The 15,356-nt window shown below is 63.1% G+C and carries 13 protein-coding genes and 1 tRNA gene; 12 read left to right on the forward strand and 2 right to left on the reverse strand.

Features of this window, described 5'->3' with window-relative positions:
- Positions 1–88 precede the first annotated feature (88 nt).
- The 8 genes from ABIB80_RS31315 to ABIB80_RS31350 all read left to right on the forward strand — a co-directional run bounded on the left by ABIB80_RS31315 (position 89) and on the right by ABIB80_RS31350 (position 7,720).
- Positions 89–934 (forward strand): outer membrane protein, encoded by an 846-nt coding sequence (locus tag ABIB80_RS31315; protein ID WP_007596720.1) that lies wholly within the window; start codon positions 89–91, stop codon positions 932–934.
- Between the two features lie 167 nt (positions 935–1,101).
- Positions 1,102–1,923 (forward strand): outer membrane protein, encoded by an 822-nt coding sequence (locus ABIB80_RS31320; RefSeq protein ID WP_007596719.1) that lies wholly within the window; start codon positions 1,102–1,104, stop codon positions 1,921–1,923.
- A gap of 69 nt (positions 1,924–1,992) precedes the next feature.
- Positions 1,993–2,583, forward strand: a complete 591-nt coding sequence (locus ABIB80_RS31325; protein ID WP_007596718.1) for a glutathione S-transferase family protein — start codon at positions 1,993–1,995, stop codon at positions 2,581–2,583.
- A gap of 24 nt (positions 2,584–2,607) precedes the next feature.
- Entirely contained in the window at positions 2,608–3,072 is a 465-nt protein-coding gene (locus ABIB80_RS31330) for a GNAT family N-acetyltransferase (protein WP_007596717.1), read from the forward strand.
- Positions 3,073–3,183: 111 nt separating this feature from the next.
- Positions 3,184–3,438, forward strand: coding sequence for a hypothetical protein (locus ABIB80_RS31335; RefSeq protein WP_354128954.1), 255 nt, complete (start codon positions 3,184–3,186; stop codon positions 3,436–3,438).
- Between the two features lie 79 nt (positions 3,439–3,517).
- On the forward strand, positions 3,518–4,690 hold the full coding sequence (locus ABIB80_RS31340; protein WP_007596715.1) for a phosphoserine transaminase: 1,173 nt from the start codon (positions 3,518–3,520) through the stop codon (positions 4,688–4,690).
- Between the two features lie 114 nt (positions 4,691–4,804).
- A complete protein-coding gene (gene serA / locus ABIB80_RS31345; RefSeq protein ID WP_007596714.1) occupies positions 4,805–6,394 on the forward strand; it encodes a phosphoglycerate dehydrogenase in 1,590 nt (529 codons plus the stop codon).
- Positions 6,395–6,547: 153 nt separating this feature from the next.
- On the forward strand, positions 6,548–7,720 hold the full coding sequence (locus ABIB80_RS31350) for a thiolase family protein (RefSeq protein WP_007596708.1): 1,173 nt from the start codon (positions 6,548–6,550) through the stop codon (positions 7,718–7,720).
- A 132-nt stretch (positions 7,721–7,852) separates the two neighbouring features.
- Here the strand turns inward: ABIB80_RS31350 and ABIB80_RS31355 are convergent, their stop codons facing one another.
- Positions 7,853–11,242 carry a PAS domain-containing protein gene (locus tag ABIB80_RS31355; RefSeq protein ID WP_354128955.1) on the reverse strand — a complete coding sequence of 1,130 codons (3,390 nt, stop codon included), beginning with the start codon at positions 11,240–11,242 and terminating at the stop codon, positions 7,853–7,855.
- Between the two features lie 653 nt (positions 11,243–11,895).
- On the opposite strand from ABIB80_RS31355, the gene ABIB80_RS31360 reads away from it, so the two are divergent.
- The 3 genes from ABIB80_RS31360 (at position 11,896) to ABIB80_RS31370 (ending at position 14,184) form a co-directional block, all read left to right on the forward strand.
- Positions 11,896–12,327: a phasin gene (locus tag ABIB80_RS31360; RefSeq protein WP_007596705.1), complete on the forward strand. Its 432-nt coding sequence runs from the start codon at positions 11,896–11,898 to the stop codon at positions 12,325–12,327.
- A gap of 312 nt (positions 12,328–12,639) precedes the next feature.
- Positions 12,640–12,716, forward strand: a tRNA-His gene (locus tag ABIB80_RS31365).
- Positions 12,717–13,221: 505 nt separating this feature from the next.
- Positions 13,222–14,184: a DUF4238 domain-containing protein gene (locus ABIB80_RS31370; RefSeq protein WP_083869872.1), complete on the forward strand. Its 963-nt coding sequence runs from the start codon at positions 13,222–13,224 to the stop codon at positions 14,182–14,184.
- A 39-nt stretch (positions 14,185–14,223) separates the two neighbouring features.
- Here ABIB80_RS31370 and ABIB80_RS31375 read toward each other — a convergent pair whose 3' ends face one another.
- Positions 14,224–14,976 (reverse strand): LysR family transcriptional regulator, encoded by a 753-nt coding sequence (locus tag ABIB80_RS31375; protein WP_354128956.1) that lies wholly within the window; start codon positions 14,974–14,976, stop codon positions 14,224–14,226.
- A gap of 222 nt (positions 14,977–15,198) precedes the next feature.
- On the opposite strand from ABIB80_RS31375, the gene ABIB80_RS31380 reads away from it, so the two are divergent.
- A partial coding sequence (locus ABIB80_RS31380) for a helix-turn-helix domain-containing protein (RefSeq protein ID WP_354128957.1) occupies positions 15,199–15,356 on the forward strand: 158 nt, incomplete at its 3' end.

Genomic DNA, 15,356 nt, shown 5'->3' on the forward strand with positions numbered 1-15,356 from the left:
GCTTAAACATTTGCTGGCATCGTCCGGGCCGTGAGTTTCCAGAACGTGAGGCGCCGTATTTGCCTCACCGGCCAAAAGGACGAAGCCAATGCGTAGCGTTAAGTCTCTCCTTGCCGCGGGTGCGGCAACCCTGATCTCATCGATGGCGTTCGCCGCCGACATGCCGATCGCGGCGCCCCCTCCGATGTACGCGCCCCCGGCTCCGCCCGCCGATTTCGGTGGCTGGTATCTGCGCGGCGACGTCGGCTTCAGCAATCAGAAGACAAGCGATCTCCACTACGGTCGCGAGTCCGCCTATTCGCAGCTCACCTCGTTCAATCAGCAGGCGTCGTTCGACACGGCCGGCATCTTTGGGCTCGGCGCGGGTTACCGGTTCAACAATTGGTTCCGCGCGGACGTGACCGGGCAGTATCGCGGCAATTCGAATTTCAAGGGAACGGATCGTTTCACCGGAACCGCGGGCGGCGTGCCCTACAGCGGGATCGACAATTACAGTGCATCCAAGTCCGAATGGCTGGTGTTGGCGAACGCGTATGTCGACCTGGGCACCTGGTGGTGCATCACGCCGTTCATCGGCGCGGGCGTTGGCGGCGCACGCGTCTCCATCTCGAACTTCACCGACACCGGCATCAACGATCTTGCGTTCTCGACCGCGAGCTTCTCGAGCGCACCGACCGGTTCGAAGTGGAACTTGGCGTGGGCTGCCCACGCGGGTCTCGCATACAAGGTCAATCCCAACCTCGTCCTCGAACTTGCCTATAGCTATGTCGATATGGGTGAGGGGCAAACCGGTGTTTTGTCGACCTACACCGGGGGAACCACGGGCAACGTCTTCAAGTTCAAGGACATCACCTCGCACGACCTGAAGCTCGGCGTGCGCTGGAATCTCGACAGCCCGCCGGCCTACATGCCGCCGCTCGTCACCAAGGGCTGATCGTCAGCCTGATCGGTTAGGACTTCTTAACGGCGCGGGATCATCCCGCGCCGTTTTGCTTTGCGTATTTTTCATGGCGGGCGGCGACGAAAGGCTCCGACGCAACCATTGGTTAAGGTTAACGAGCCATGATCACGAGCGAAAGTTCGAGTTCGATGGAGCGTTCGATGCGTAGGCTTTTGTTGGCGGCGGCGATGTTGGGGACGATCTCTGCGGCGCACGCGGCTGATCTCTCTGACCTGCCGATCCTGCGCGGCGGCTTCACAGACGGCTTGAGCAACTCCAACGTCAACTGGCAAGGAAGCTATATCGGCGCCCAGGGAAGCTACGGGACATCCGATATGAATTTCACCGGTTCTACTAGAACTGTTGCGGCTGCCTTGCTTGCCAATACTTCGATCGAAGCCGGCGGACAGGTATCGAGCTGGCCAGTGGGCGGCGGCAAGGTGTCATCACATGGTCATGGCTATGGCGCCTTCGCCGGTTACAACGGGCAATGGGACGATGTCGTGCTCGGCGTCGAGGTCAATTACATACATGGCAAGTTCGGCGGCTCGGCGACCGGCACCATGGGGCGCTCCTTTGTCGATCCTCTGAGTTTTCTGGACGACATCACGTACAAAAGCACGAGCTCGATAGCGATCTCCGATATGGGAACGCTCCGCATTCGCGGCGGCTACGCCGTCGGCTCTTTCTTGCCTTATCTGTTCGGAGGCATTGCACTTGGGCAAGCCAACATCACCAAGACTGCCGAGATCACCGGGACTCAGTTCAACCAGTCGGCGCCCTTTCAAACAATCAATGTCAATCTGTCCGCCACAGATGGTCTCTATAGTCACCTGATCTATGGCTACTCCACCGGTATTGGTGTCGATGCGATGCTGTGTGCAGGCCTGTTTCTGCGGGCGGAGTGGGAATACGTTCGCTTTACGTCATCAGTCGACACCAGCATCAATACCGTCCGCGCCGGTCTCGGCTACAAGTTCTGACGCGCGTGCGCGCCGCGATTGACAGGCCGCCTCCGTCCTGATGCTCTGTCGCCGAACGCGGGGGCAGCGATGCGGATCTACGGCGATACCAATTCCGGCAATTGTCTGAAGGTGAAGTGGGTCTGCGATAAGCTCGCGCTGCCCTATCAGTGGATCGAGATCGACACTCGCAAGGGCGAAAGCCGCACGCCGCAATTCCTGAGGATGAACGGCGCCGGCCAGGTGCCGACGGTGGCCTTCGACGAAGGTCGCACGCTGGCGCAATCCAATGCCATCATCCGCTATCTCGCGCGCGACAGTGCGCTCATTCCGCGCGATGCCTTCACTGCCGCGAAGATGGACGAATGGCTGTTCTGGGAACAATACAGCCACGAGCCCTATATCGCGGTGTGCCGCTTCCAGCTCGTCTATCTCGGCAGGGACGCCTCCGAGCTCGACCCTGAAAAGGTCAAGCGCGGCTATGCGGCGCTCGATCGCATGGAGCAGCATCTGGCGGCAAGCCGCTTCTTCGCCGGCGATGCAGTTTCGCTCGCCGACGTCTCGCTGCTTGCCTATACGCGCGTCGCGCATGAAGGCGGCTTCGATCTCGGTCGTTATGCCGCCATCCGCCGCTGGATCGGCGAAGCCGAGACCTTTCTCGGGCTTCCCAAGGTGCGTTAGGCGCGCTGAGGCAGGAGTAACTCAATGAACACCGAATCCGTTTCCATTCGTCCCGCGCGCCGTGAGGATGTTGCTGCGATCGTGGCGATGCTCGCCGACGATCATCTCGGGAGCGCACGCGAGCGCGTGGAAGATCCGTTGCCTGCGTCCTATTACGAGGCATTCGCGCGGGTCGAGCGCGATCAAAATATCCAGCTCGTGGTTGCCGAGAGCGAGGGCAGGGTGGTCGGCTGCCTGCAGCTCGCGATCCTGCCGGGTCTCAGCTCGCAAGGCGGCTTGCGCGGTTTGCTCGAAGACGTCCGCGTTGCTTCCGATTGGCGCAGCCGCGGCATCGGCGAGCAATTGGTGCAATGGGCGGTGACGGAAGCGAAAGCGCGCGGCTGCAATTTGGTCGAACTGCTGACGCATCAGACGCGAACAGATGCGCAGCGCTTCTACAAGCGGCTTGGGTTCACGGCGAGTCACGTCGGCATGACTGTCCGCTTTTGACGCAGCACGCCAATGAGCGTTGCGCGATCAGTGAAATCGGATCGCGCATACGTTCATGTTAAGAGCTGATAAACTACCCGTTCGACGTTCACGTGGAACCAGGAACGAACGGTGCTACGCGAGCGTCTGAAACCGGGCTCGGTCGGTTCGGGGATTTCGATGACAAGCTATTCGATGATCAAGGTCGGCAACGACTACGTCGTGCAGGCCAATGACAAATGCATTTTGAAAGTCGGCAGCCGGCGCCGCGCCGCGCAATTGATCAACGATGCCACGGACTTGTTGAACGCGCTGGCCGTGGTCGAATCCCCTAAAATCGCACCGGAGGCGCCATCATTCGCGCGTGAGGTCCCGGAACTTCCTTGACTGGTCTTCCCGATTCCCGTATCAGCCGCGGCGGGACACCTCCCCCCAACGGGAGGCTTACTATCTGGAAGGGTAGACGATGACTGTAGCGAAGCCCGCTTCGCGGCCGAACGTGCCGCATTTTTCCTCCGGCCCCTGCGCCAAGCGCCCCGGATGGAATGCCCAAAACCTCAAGGACGCAGCGCTCGGCCGTTCGCATCGCGCGAAGGTCGGCAAGACCAAGCTCAAGCTCGCGATCGATTTGACGCGCGAGGTGCTCGAAGTGCCCGCCGATTATCGCATCGGCATCGTGCCGGCGTCCGATACCGGCGCGGTCGAGATGGCACTGTGGTCGATGCTGGGTGCGCGGCCCGTCACCACGCTCGCTTGGGAATCCTTCGGCGAGGGCTGGGTCAGCGACATCGTCAAGGAATTGAAGCTCAAGGACGTCACCAAGCTCAACGCGGCTTACGGTGAACTCCCGGATCTCTCCAAGGTCGATCCGAAGTCCGACGTCGTCTTCACCTGGAACGGCACCACCTCGGGCGTGCGCGTGCCGAACGCCGACTGGATCAGCGCGAGCCGCGAAGGCCTGACCATTTGCGACGCCACCTCGGCCGCGTTCGCACAACCCCTCGACTGGGCCAAGCTCGACGTCGTCACCTTCTCCTGGCAGAAGGCGCTCGGCGGCGAAGCCGCGCACGGCATGCTGATCCTGTCGCCCCGCGCGGTGGAGCGGCTCGAAACCTACAAGCCGGCCTGGCCGTTGCCGAAGATTTTCCGCATGACCAAGGGCGGCAAGATCAACGAAGGCATTTTCGTCGGCGAGACCATCAACACGCCGTCGATGCTCTGCGTCGAGGATTATCTCGACGCGCTGACCTGGGCCAAGTCGATCGGCGGCCTGAAGGCGCTGATCGCGCGCGCCGACGCCAACACCAAGGTACTCGCCGACTGGAAGGCGAAGACGCCCTGGATCGACTTCCTCGCCAAGGACGCCGCGATCCGCTCCAACACTTCGGTGTGCCTGAAGTTCACCGATCCCGCGATCACCTCGCTCTCCGAGGACGCGCAGGCCGACTTCTCCAAGAAGCTGGTGGCGCTGGTCGAGAAGGAGGGCGCGGGCTACGACTTCGCCTACTACCGCGATGCGCCCGCCGGCCTGCGGATCTGGTGCGGCGCCACCGTCGAGGCCAGCGATGTCGCGCTGCTGACACAGTGGATCGACTGGGCCTTCGCCGAGACCAAGGCCACGCTCGCCAAGGCGGCGTAAGTTTCTTTCTTCGCCTCTCCCCGTTCTTGCGGGGAGAGGGAGAAAAGTGCTCCGAGACATTCATCCAATCCGGTCTAAGGCCCTTCCCTTGAGGAAGGCAGAGGACACATTCCCATGACCAAACCCAAAGTTCTCATTTCCGACGCGCTCTCTCCCGCCGCCGTACAGATCTTCAAAGACCGCGGTGTCGAGGTCGACTTCCAGCCCAACCTCGGCAAGGACAAGGACAAGCTCGCCGAGATCATCGGCAATTACGACGGCCTCGCGATCCGCTCGGCGACCAAGGCGACCGCGAAGATCCTCGAGAAGGCGACCAACCTCAAGGTGATCGGCCGCGCCGGCATCGGCGTCGACAACGTCGAGATTCCCGCCGCCACGGCCAAGGGCATCATCGTGATGAACACGCCGTTCGGCAATTCGATCACGACCGCCGAGCACGCCATCACCCTGATGCTGGCGCTGGCGCGCGAGATTCCGCAGGCGGACGCTTCGACCCAGGCCGGCAAATGGGAAAAGAACCGCTTCATGGGCGTCGAGATCACCGGCAAGATGCTCGGCGTCGTCGGCTGCGGCAACATCGGCTCGATCGTCGCCGACCGCGCGCTCGGCCTGCGCATGAAGGTGATCGCGTTCGATCCGTTCCTGTCGCCGGAACGCGCCAGGGACATCGGCGTTGAGAAGGTCGAGCTCGACGATCTCTTGAAGCGTGCCGACTTCATCACGCTGCACACCCCGCTGACCGAGAAGACCAAGAACATCATCGACGCATCCGCGATCGCCAAGATGAAGAAGGGCGTGCGCCTGATCAACTGCGCCCGCGGCGGCCTCGTCGACGAGCAGGCCGTGGTCGACGCTTTGAATTCCAAGCACATCGCAGGTGCCGCCTTCGACGTCTTTGTCGAGGAGCCCGCCACCGCGAACGTGCTGTTCGGTCATCCCAACGTGATCTGCACGCCGCATCTCGGCGCGTCCACCACCGAGGCGCAGGAGAACGTCGCACTTCAGGTCGCCGAGCAGATGTCGGATTACCTGCTCACCGGCGCGATCTCGAATGCCGTCAACTTCCCCTCGATCACGGCGGAAGAGGCCCCGAAGCTGAAGCCGTTCATCGCGCTCGCCGAAAAGCTCGGCTCGTTCGCCGGACAGCTGACCGAGAGCGGCATCCTCAAGGTGGAGATCACCTATGAGGGCCACGTCGCCGAGATGAAGATCAAGGCGATCACCTCCGCCGTGCTGTCCGGCCTGCTGCGGCCGATGCTGGGCGAGGTCAACGTCGTCTCCGCGCCCGTCGTCGCCAAGGAGCGCGGCATGGTGGTGGACGAGATCGTCCGCGCCGCCCAGAGCGACTATGAAAGCCTGATCACCGTCACGGTCACCACCGAGCGGCAGGAGCGGTCGGTCTCGGGCACGGTCTATGCCGACGGCAAGCCGCGCCTGGTCGACATCAAGGGCATCCGCGTCGACGCTGAATTTGGCAAGTCGATGATCTACGTGACCAACGAGGACAAGCCGGGCTTCATCGGCAAGTTCGCAAGCCTCTTGGGCGATGCCAAGATCAACATCGCGACCTTCCATCTCGGCCGAGTTGCGCCGGGCTCCGATGCCATCGCACTGATCGAGGTCGACGGTGCCGTGCCGGCGGATCTGCTCGCCAAGGTGCAGGCCCTGCCGCAGGTCAAGCAGGTCAAGGCGCTGACGTTCTGATACGCCGACATATTCCGACCCGCGGAACAACGCCGCCCTCTCGCGAGGGCGGCGTTTTTATTTCTCCCGCGACCGCTGGACATTGTGTACCAATGGCGCCGAGAAGACGTCGACCGACGCTCCGTTCAAAATCGTTCGAAAAGGGAGAAAACAATGCGTGAAGCCGTCATCGTTTCCTATGCACGCACGGGCCTCGCGAAATCCGGCCGCGGCGGGTTCAACATCACCCCGCCGATGTCGCTCGCGGCCCACGCCATCCACCACGCGGTCGATCGCGCCGGCGTCGAGAAGGACTATGTCGAGGATTGCTATCTCGGCAATTGCGCCCATGGCGCGCCGAACATCGGCCGCCAGGCCGCGCTGCTGGCAGGAATGCCGAAATCGACCGGGGGCGTCTCGGTGAACCGGTTCTGCTCGTCCGGTCTCCAGACCATCGCGATGGCCGCCAACTCGATCCGTTCGGACGGTTCCGACTGCATCGTCGCAGGCGGCGTCGAGAGCATCTCGATGCCGGGCGGCGGGACTCCGAAAGAATCGATCGATCCCGAGCTGCTCAAGACGGCGCCGGCGATCTTCATGGCGATGATCGACACCGCCGACATCGTCGCCGAGCGCTACAATCTCAGCCGTGAATATCAGGACGAGTATTCGCTGGAATCGCAGCGCCGCATGGCCGCCGCGCAGCAGGCGGGCAAGTTCAAGGACGAGATCGTTCCGATGAAGACCAAGATGAAAGTGGTCGACAAGGCGACCAAAGCGGAGTCGATCGTCGATTACGTCGTCGACCGCGACGAGTGCAATCGGCCCGAGACCACGCTGGAAGGTCTCGCCAAGCTCGAGCCGGTCAGGGGCCCCGGCAAGTTCGTCACGGCGGGCAACGCCAGCCAGCTGTCGGACGGTGCCGCGGCCGTGGTGCTGATGGAAGCCAAGGACGCGGAGAAGCGCGGCCTCAATCCCATGGGCCGCTTCGTCGCCTGGGCGGCGGCGGGTTGCGAGCCGGACGAGATGGGCATCGGCCCGATCTTTGCCGTGCCGAAGCTGTTGAAGCGTCATGGCCTGAAGATCGACGACATCGATCTGTGGGAGCTCAACGAAGCCTTCGCCAGCCAGTGTCTCTATTCGCGCGACAAGCTCGGCATCGATCCCGCCAAGTACAACGTCAACGGCGGCTCGATCGCGATCGGCCATCCCTTCGGCATGACCGGCGCACGTCTCACCGGCCACATCCTCCAGGAAGGCAAGCGCCGCAAGGCCAAATGGGGCGTCGTGACGATGTGCATCGGCGGCGGCCAGGGCGGCGCGGGCTTGTTCGAGATTTATAGCTGAGGCGAAGACTCATTGAATGCGAAGGGCACGGCGCCGCAAACGCCGTGCCCTTTTGTTTGGGCGATTTGTGCTTGTGGGCTCTCTCAACGCGGGTCGTCCCCGGCCTTCGCCGGGACGACGATGTGGCGAAGGCTAAGCCTGCGCCAGCGCCGGTGCGAACACCACCTCGATCAGCGAGCCGGAGTTCGCCGCGCTCTTGATGTTGAACCGGGCGCGGTTGGCTTCGACCAGGGCCTTGGTCAGCGACAGGCTCAGCGCCGAATTGTCTTCGGCGTCGCCGGGCGGTGGCGTCCGGAACGGCTCCATCGCGGCGGCGACTTCGCGCTCGGTAAGGCCATGGCCGGTGTCGCGGATCCGAAGTGCGACCTCGCCGCGGTCGGTGAGGGCGGTCGAGACGATGACCTGGCCGCCGGCGCTGGCGAGCCGGATCGAGTTGGAGATCAGGTTCATGGTGATCTGCCGCATCGCGCGCGCATCCGCGCTCACCTGCGGCAGCGCATGGCCGAGCGAGGTGCGGATGATGATGCGCTCGCGATTGGCCTGCGGCTGCATCACGACCACGCAGGCCTCGACCAGATCGTTGAGGTTGAGGTTGGCGAAGTTGAGGTCGAGCTTGCCGGTCTCGATCCGCGACAGCTCGAGCAGGTCGTCGATGATGGCGATGACGCGCTCGCCGGAGGCGCGGATGTCCTTCATGTACTCGCCGTAGCGCTCGTTGCCGAGCGTGCCGAAGCGTTCCGAAATCATCACCTCCGAGAAGCCGATGATGGCGTTGAGCGGCGTGCGGATCTCGTGGCTGATCCGCGCCAGCATGTCGGCCTTGGCATTGGCCGCGCCGTCGACCAGGCGTCGCGCCTGCGTCAGCTCGCTCTCGCCCTGCTTGCTGTGCGAGAGGTCGCGGAACACGGCGAAGAAGTTCGGGCCGTCGGGCCTGGTGCGGCCCATGATCATGGCGAGCGGAATGACGCCGCCCTTCTTCTCGCGCCCCAGCACCTCGCGGCCGTGGTCGAGCAGGCTCGCGATGTCCTGGCTCTTGAGGTTTTCGAGATAGTCGATCACGACATGCTGGCTCTCCGGCGCGAACAGCGTCACCAGATTCTGCTGCATCAGCGTCTCGCCGTCATAGCCGAACAGCGCCTCGGCGCTGCGGTTGCAGGCGTGGATGTTGCCTTCGGCATCGAACATCACGATGCCCTCGGCCGTGGTGTCGAGGATCGCGGCGAGATCTTCCGCGTCCGCCTCGCCGACGTCGGGCTCGGGCGGGAAGGTCTCGGGGACAATGGTCTCTGCGATCACGGTCTCCGCAACGACGGGCGCAGCGGGTGCTGCTTGCGGCAGCGCGCAGATCAGCGCGTGCGCGCTCTCGCCGTCCCAGTCGATCGCGTGCAGATGCGCTTCGGTGGTCGGCAGCGGCGCTTCGCCATTGGCGAGCGTCGCGCTGATCGTGACAGGCGTGCCTGCTTGCGATGTGCTGCTGGCCGCGGACACGCCCGGCTCGACATAGAGCGCATCCAGCCCGCCGGCGTTCTCCAGGGCGCTCAGGCTGGCATAGCCCATGCGCGCGAGAAACGCGGGGTTGGCGTAGAGCAGGCGGTCGAGCCGGTAGATCAGGATGCCTGATGGCAGCAGGTCGAGCAGCGCGCGGTCGCGCGGGCTGTGGCCGTGCGCCGGCGGCGCGGGCGCGCTCAGCCATTCGGCTGGCGTGTGCGGCGTCTCAGACTTGGGCTCGGGCTCCGGCGTCGGCGCTTCGGGCGTGATCTCGGCATCCGGCGGTTCGGCCGATGCCGCGATGGTTTCCTTGTCGCGCTCGAGGCGCTCGGACAATTGCCGGGCGAGCTCGTTGAATGCGCTGTTCTCGACCGGCGTCAGCGTCGGCGATCGCGTGTCGCCGGGCGCGCGGAACGGCAGGACATTGGGAGGCGTTTCCACTGGCGTTTCCGGATCGGTTGGATGTGAATTCGCGTCGGTTGGGGGGGCGGGCAGTTTAGCTTCAGGCTCAGGCTCAGGCTCAGGTGCGGGCGGTTCGATCGGCGGAGGCGGCGCCTCTGGCTCGGGTTCGACCATATCGGCGGACAGGCTTTGCGGCGCCTGCGGTTCGGCCAGCAGCTCAAAACGCCTGAGCGCATCGAGCCGGTTGAGGCCATCGAGATCGCGGCAGACGCCAAATCCCCTGAAGCCCGCGAAATTGCGGTCGCCGTCATAAACCGGAAGTCCGGCAAGCTCGACCGGCAGATGCTCGCCGCCGTCGACCGGCCAGTTCACGGTGATCCCGGCCCAGGTGTCCTTGCTCGCAAGCGCCTGCGCCACGCGGCTTTCAGGGTCGAGCGCGAATACGTCGGCGATCTCGTGCCAGGGGCGGTCGAAGCCGGCGGCCGTGCGCGGGCCGATCAGGCGGATGAATTCGTCGGACAGAAGCACAAAGCGGCCCTCTGCATCCACCTTCCAGAGGAAGCGCAGCGGATGCTGACGCGGTGCGGGCGGCTCTTCGTGGCCCGACGGCGGCTCGACCATGCCGGTCACGGTCGGCGCGGCCTGCGGCGACACCATGGCTTCGGCCGAGTTTTCAACCGGAGTTTCTGGCGCGGCCTCGGCCGCTTGCTCGACGGCTTGCTGGATCGAGACGATCTCAGTGGCCGGCTCGCGCGCGGGCGGTTCGTGCGCGATCGTTGCGTCCGGCGCGTCGACCGGCTCGGCAAAGGCGTCGAACAGCGCGATTTCGGATGGCGCATCGTGCGACGGCGCAGCTTGAACATGCTCCGGCACGGCGGCGGGAGCAGGAGGCGGCGCAGCCTCACGCTGGACAATGTCTTCGCGCGCGACCTCTTCAGCGGCCTCGGCTTTAACGTCATCAGTCGCAGCCGCCGCCTGCTGCACGGCAGGCTCGATCAGCGCGACCAGCCCGACATCGGCCCCGCTGCCGACCCGCTGCAGCACCATCTGGCCGATGCCGATCGGCGTCTCGGCGCGGCCCTGGCGAAGCGCATCGCTGCGCGCCCGGTCGAGGCCTGCTTCGCCGAGATCGCGGAAGCCGAGCAGGGTGCGGGCCGTTTCGCTGGCGCCGACGAACAGGCCATCGGGCGCGAACGCCGCCATCGGCGTCTTGGCGCCGTCGACGAGACGAAGCAGGCGCTCGACCAGCGGCATGGTGCGCAAGCCCGGGTCCATCGCGGTAACGAGCACAGCGCGGCCGCCATCGGCGAAGTCCAGCCGGGCGCAGGCGCAAGTCATCAGCGTGCCGAGCCGCGCGCCGAAGCCGCGCATCCGTTCGAGCCGGATCGCCCCGTTCGGAGGCAGCCGGCCGGCAAGCCGGATGATCTGGCGGCGATGGCTGTCGGTGGGGCCGAAAACCCTGTCCGCCAGCGCCGTGGCATTGGCCGCGCCGAACAGTCTTGCCCCGACCGGATTGGCCCAGAGCACGCGCGTGCCGTCGATCGACCAGAGCCAGGCGGGCAGCGGCGAAGTCGCGTGCACGGCCAGCCGGGGATCGCCCACGCCTCGCAACTGGAAATCCGAACTCGTCATCCGACTGGCTTCGCGTCTCGCTTGTGCGCATCAGGCTGCCGGGAATGGCAGCCTTAAGAAAGGGTTAGTATCGCCCGCAGCCGCGGGCAGGTCCACGTCCCAAGCCTAGGCGGCAAGGCCTAAAGCCGCGATAACCTTAATGTCCCCAGGCCCGCAAGGCGTGCCGGCGCTGCATCCGCAGGATTCGCGCGTGCGGATGGTCGATCGCATCAAGCCGAGCTAGCGCCCCACCCCAACTGCGTTCCCTCCCCCCTTGTGGGGGAGGGCTAGGGAGAGGGGTAAGCCCAGCAAAAGGTCTCAGTCGTTGCCCCGAGGCCCAGAGCGCGACGGACAGAATCCCCGTGTGGCACCCCCCTCCCTGACCCTCCCCCACAAGGGGGGAGGGAACGGAGAGAGCGCTGCTGGCCGTCGCAAACCCCCTCAACCACCGGTTCCCCTGCCCGGGAACCTCATCCTCCCCGAGATTAAATTTTGCAACGCACCCTCCAAACCCATTGCGTTGCACAATGTTGACATTTTAGGCAGCCATGGTCCCCCGCGCTGGGCGAGCCATCATTCGTTTCGTGTTTCCAGTCTTCGCACCCGTCACCCAGTTGGCCGGCGGGCGCGCCTGAAGGCTCACTCCGTTTTTTCATTAGTGTGAGGGACAAACCATGACAGGTGCGACTGATCCGTTTTCTGCCTCGATCATTCCGTTCGAGGTCCCCGAGCAGATGCGTGCGTTCGCCGAAAAGGGCGTGTCGCAGGCCCGCGAGAACTACGCCAAGTTCAAGGACGCCGCCGAGACCCACAACGGCACCGTCGAGGCCGTGTTCTCGTCCGCCCACAAGGGCGTGAGCGAATACACCGCCAAGCTGATGGAGTTCGCGAAGGCCAACACCAAGGCTCATCTCGACTTCACCCAGGAGCTGTTCAGCGTGAAGGCGCCGCAGGATGCGTTCGCGCTGTGGACCAACCATTCCAAGGCGCAGCTCGAGACCTTCCAGGCCCAGGCCAGGGAGCTCGCCGAGATCGCCCAGCGCGCTGCCACTGCCGCCGCCGAGCCGATCAAGGCCTCTGCCGCGAAGCTCTACCCCGCCGCCTGATCTGGCCGGGACGTCTGAATTAAGAAACCCGGGCCTAAAGCCCGGGTTTTTTCTTCACCTCTCCCGCTTGCGGGAGAGGCCGGGAGAGGGCTCTTTCCTCAGGGGGACTGTCGCGACCAAGCGGGCGAGGGGAGCGCAACCTCGCTACGGTCGCCATCAAGCCTGATTTCATTGCGCTGAGGGTGATTTACCCCGGTTTTTCGTCTGTTTGCGGCCTTGCCAAAAACGCCCGTTGCACCTAGTTTCCGCCCCGTCCAGCCCCCCTTAGGTACCGGCCCTATCAAGGGCGCCCCTCGGGCGGCTCGCAAGGATGCAGTTGTAGCTCAGTTGGTTAGAGCGCCTGTCTGTGGAACAGGAGGTCGGTGGTTCGAGCCCACCCAACTGTACCAACGGTGCGGCAGGGCTTAAGCAGACATCACGGATTGGCGCCTCCCGCCTGCGGCAGGCGCGTTATCATCATTTCGCGATCTGCGTATAAAACCGGTCGGGAGCGCGGTGAGAGTGTCGAAACTCCACATGAACCATAGCTGGTCAGTCGCAAGGGGCAGTGGAAGAAGCGCTCGTTGCCCAACGCGCGGCCTGCGCTATCTGCGACATGGCATCTGCGACATCCGGCAACATAAAGAGTGCACTATCACCGTAATCAAATGTGTATAGAGAATTATCGTTGCGTCCCTGTCTACAGCATTCGAGCCAACAGGAAACAGCTGAGCGGCTTCGCTACGTCGTCGAGAATATGACGACGATAACGGCCATCGCGGTTTAACCAAAAGCGCCGCTCTCAGCCCGGGCTTTTATTCGTTGAGCAAGCCGGTATGCCTAAAATTATAGTCCGGTTGAGTCGCCTAATTGTTTTGAGGCCCCGCCCTCTGAAATTCTCTGACAAAACCCGACATGCCTCTCGATCATTACGTTTCACAGGTTCATCTGCGGCAGTTCTATTCGCCTGAACTTGATGGAAAGCAGATGCACGGCTTTCGCAAGCGCGACGGCCATGTTTTCCCATGCAGTTCAAAAGATGTCTGCCGCGTGCAAAACGGTAGCACGAACGAATATCTGCTGAACGATCGAGCCATCGAAGAATTCTTGAAAACAGTCGAACCCAACTACAATCCCGCAATCGCAGAACTGCGAACTGGAAAACCGAGTCGTGATACTGTCCATGTGGTTGCCGGCTTCGCCGCCTACGTAACGATCTGCTCGCCGGCAGCAATGCGGCTACATTCGGGACCTTTGAGGAGCACGGTTGAAGCCACCGGCAAGATCCTCGACGCATCGGGAGAGATTCCGAGAGCGCCGGAAGCTCTCGGAGGCAAGAGCTATACCGAGTTGATCGAGAGTGCGGTCATCAAAACAACCATCAACGAGAAGTACCCTCAAGCCCTCGGCATCAATGGAATCATGGAGCGGGTGAACATCTGGGGGAATTCCGCCTGGGATATTGTTGTTAACGAATACGCCAAGGATAGCCCCTTCTTTACTAGCGATTTCGCAAACGGAATTGAGACGTCTAACGATCCAAGAATCATCAACAGGCTGGTGCCGCTAGCTCCCGACCTTGCTTTGCGTATTCGCCCCGATCTTGATGCGCGGGATCAAAATATGGACACGACATTCAAGGCTTTTCGTTGTCGCCTGCTGACGCCTTCCCGGAACGAAGTCCGCGCTATAAATCAAGCCATTGCCAGGTGCGGAGAAGAACTTATCTTTTTTCGCGACCATCACGAGTGGGTCGAACCCTTCCTCAATAAGCATCGGTCCTTTCGCGTTGAACCGGTAACCACCGAACTCAAGACGCCCACGGGATACGCGTTGATCTCAACCATTCGAGTCAAATCCACCAGAGGCGGCGATTAAGCCCGCGGCAGCCTTCCAATGGGGGCCACGCTTTCTCTATCACGGTAGCCCGACGGCATAGGATTCCACCAAGTGGTCGACGAAACGCCGCAGCTTCACCGGCATGTAGCGTGCTGCCGGAAAAACAGCATGAAGCTCCAATTCACCGAGGCGGTAGGTCGACAGCAGTTGAACCAGCCGGCCATCACGCAAGGCCTCATCAACGATGAACAGCGGCTGCAAAATGATGCCTTCTCCCGCCAAGGCCGCCATCATGAGGGCCGTCCCATTATTGGCAGCCAAGTTGCCGCCCACCGTCACCACTTCCTTGGTTCCGTCAGGAGCTGTCATCGCCCAACTTTGCGACTGTCCGGCCTGAGTGTAGCGCAGGCAGTTGTGAGCAAGCAGGTCGGCCGGATGCTTTGGAATGCCGTGTCGCGCCAGATATGCGGGCGAAGCGCAGATTGCTCTTCGACACAGCGCGAGCCGCCGCGACATCAAGCTGGAGTCTGCCAAACGACCGATGCGCAGCGTCAGATCGAATCCCTCCTCCACCAGATCGACGATCCGATCATTGAGCACCAGGTCGATCTCCACCCCGGGGTGTTGTTCGCTGAAACGGCTGAGCACCGACGGTAAATACCGCACACCAAAAGACACGGGCGCGCTCAGGCGCAGCCTGCCGTGAAGGCTGGTTCGCGATTCCGATGCTCGGTCGGAGGCGTCGTGCAGTTGCCTCAATGGTTCGCGCGTTAGCTCGTAGAATGCCGCACCGGCCTCGGTCAGCGCTTGTCGCCGGGTCGTGCGTTGCAACAGGCGTACCCCCAATCTCTGCGGATTCCGATCGATGTCGCCCAGGATTCCGAGATGATCTCGCCCACCATTCCGATTTGAAGTCGCCCACCCGTTCCGAAATGATGTCGCCCACCATTCCGGGATGATGTCGCCCGGGTGACGAGGCCTCTTCTGGCTCCCATAGGGTCAACTCTTTCGGCTTTGCGAAGGGGACCCTGGATGCCGACGGAGAGGCTTGCGATGCGCCGTGTGCGCGATGTGATCAGAATGAAGGCGGCCGGGCTGCCGAGCCGCGAGATTGCGCGACGGGTGGGCGCGGCGCCCTCGACGGTGCGCCTGGCGCTCCGGCGGTTCGAGGCCGCGGGCTTGAGCTGGCCGTTGCCAGACGACGTCACCGA

It is taken from the genome of Bradyrhizobium sp. i1.15.2, assembly GCF_040548425.1.
In the GTDB taxonomy this organism is placed as follows: Bacteria; Pseudomonadota; Alphaproteobacteria; order Rhizobiales; family Xanthobacteraceae; genus Bradyrhizobium; species Bradyrhizobium canariense.

Excerpts from the sequence above, each read along its gene's own strand:
- ABIB80_RS31315 (WP_007596720.1), top strand. The coding sequence starts at position 89 with ATGCGTAGCGTTAAGTCTCTCCTTGCCGCGGGTGCGGCAACCCTGATC.
- ABIB80_RS31320 (WP_007596719.1), top strand. The coding sequence starts at position 1,102 with ATGCGTAGGCTTTTGTTGGCGGCGGCGATGTTGGGGACGATCTCTGCG.
- ABIB80_RS31325 (WP_007596718.1), top strand. The coding sequence starts at position 1,993 with ATGCGGATCTACGGCGATACCAATTCCGGCAATTGTCTGAAGGTGAAG.
- ABIB80_RS31330 (WP_007596717.1), top strand. The coding sequence starts at position 2,608 with ATGAACACCGAATCCGTTTCCATTCGTCCCGCGCGCCGTGAGGATGTT.
- ABIB80_RS31340 (WP_007596715.1), top strand. The coding sequence starts at position 3,518 with ATGACTGTAGCGAAGCCCGCTTCGCGGCCGAACGTGCCGCATTTTTCC.
- serA (WP_007596714.1), top strand. The coding sequence starts at position 4,805 with ATGACCAAACCCAAAGTTCTCATTTCCGACGCGCTCTCTCCCGCCGCC.
- ABIB80_RS31350 (WP_007596708.1), top strand. The coding sequence starts at position 6,548 with ATGCGTGAAGCCGTCATCGTTTCCTATGCACGCACGGGCCTCGCGAAA.
- ABIB80_RS31355 (WP_354128955.1), bottom strand. The coding sequence starts at position 11,242 with ATGACGAGTTCGGATTTCCAGTTGCGAGGCGTGGGCGATCCCCGGCTG.
- ABIB80_RS31360 (WP_007596705.1), top strand. The coding sequence starts at position 11,896 with ATGACAGGTGCGACTGATCCGTTTTCTGCCTCGATCATTCCGTTCGAG.
- ABIB80_RS31370 (WP_083869872.1), top strand. The coding sequence starts at position 13,222 with ATGCCTCTCGATCATTACGTTTCACAGGTTCATCTGCGGCAGTTCTAT.